Below are 1,432 nucleotides of genomic sequence, written 5' to 3' on the forward strand. Positions count from 1 at the left end.
CGCGCGTAGGACGGAGCGCCATGACGCTCCGTCAGCTCACGGTAGCGGGCACTGGGGGTGGCACCGGTGACAGCCGTGATCTCGGCGGCCAGCAAGGCCAACAGAATGCCGTCCTTGTCCGTGGTCCACACCCCGCCGTCACGCCGCAGGAACGACGCGCCGGCACTCTCCTCACCACCGAACCCGATCGAACCCTCCAGCAGACCGTCGACGAACCACTTGAACCCCACCGGAACCTCCACCAGAGGACGGCCCAGATCCGCGGCGACACGGTCGATCATCGACGAGGACACCAACGTCTTGCCGACCCCCGCATCCCCGGGCCACTCCGCGCGGTGACGGTACAAGTAGTCCACCGCCACCGCCAGATAATGATTCGGATTCATCAGACCCCCGTCAGGGGTCACGATGCCGTGCCGGTCCGCATCCGCGTCATTGCCCGTGGCGATCGCGTACTCGTCCTTGCGACCGATCAGGGAAGCCATCGCGGCCGGCGACGAACAGTCCATCCGGATCTTCCCGTCCCAGTCCAGCGTCATGAACCGCCACGTCGGATCGATCACCGGATTGACCACCGTCAAATCCAGACCATGCGCCTCCGCGACACGCGCCCAGTACGCCACCGACGCACCCCCCAACGGATCCGCACCGATCCGCAGACCCGCCCCACGCACCGCATCCAGATCCACCACCGACGGCAGATCCTCCACATAAGCACCCAGGAAGTCGTACCGCCCCGTCGTCGCAGCGGCCAACGCCCGCGCATACGGAACCCTCTTCACACCCCGCAGACCCTCACGGATCAACTCGTTCGCACGATCCTGGATCCACCCCGTCGCCTGCGAACCCGCCGGACCACCACTGGGCGGGTTGTACTTGAACCCACCATCACGCGGCGGATTATGAGACGGAGTGATCACAATCCCGTCCGCCAACGCACGGGGACTGCGCCGATTGTGCGCGAGGATCGCATGCGACACCGCCGGAGTGGGGGTGTAACCGTCGGCGGCATCGATCAGCACCTGCACACCGTTCGCCGCCAACACCTCCAACGCGGTGACCCTGGCCGGCTCGGAGAGAGCGTGCGTGTCCACCCCCAGGAACAACGGACCCCCCACCCCCTCCCCCGCCCGGAACTCACAGATCGCCTGCGTCGTCGCCGCAATGTGATCCTCGTTGAACGCCCCGTCCAACGACGAACCACGATGCCCCGACGTCCCGAACGCCACCCGCTGCCCCGGCTCCTGAGGATCCGGACTCAACGCGTAATACGCCGTCACCAACCGCGCCACATCCACCAGATCACCGGACTGCGCCACCCGCCCGGCCCGTACGTGTGCCATCCGTCTTCTCCCGCCGAAAGTCGGTACCCGCGACACACCGCCGCTGCACTCACCGATCGTAACCAGAACACAACCCCCACCCCGAACCC

General features: G+C 66.6%; 1 protein-coding gene. It reads right to left on the bottom strand.

What is annotated here, in order from left to right; all coding sequences use genetic code 11:
• The coding region (locus tag ABZ449_RS42125; RefSeq protein ID WP_360357464.1) for a phosphoglucomutase at window positions 1-1,343 on the bottom strand (1,343 nt) is incomplete at its 3' end.
• Window positions 1,344-1,432 lie beyond the last annotated feature (89 nt).

Origin of the sequence: Kitasatospora sp. NPDC005856 (assembly GCF_040629945.1) — a bacterium.
GTDB lineage: Bacteria > Actinomycetota > Actinomycetes > Streptomycetales > Streptomycetaceae > Kitasatospora.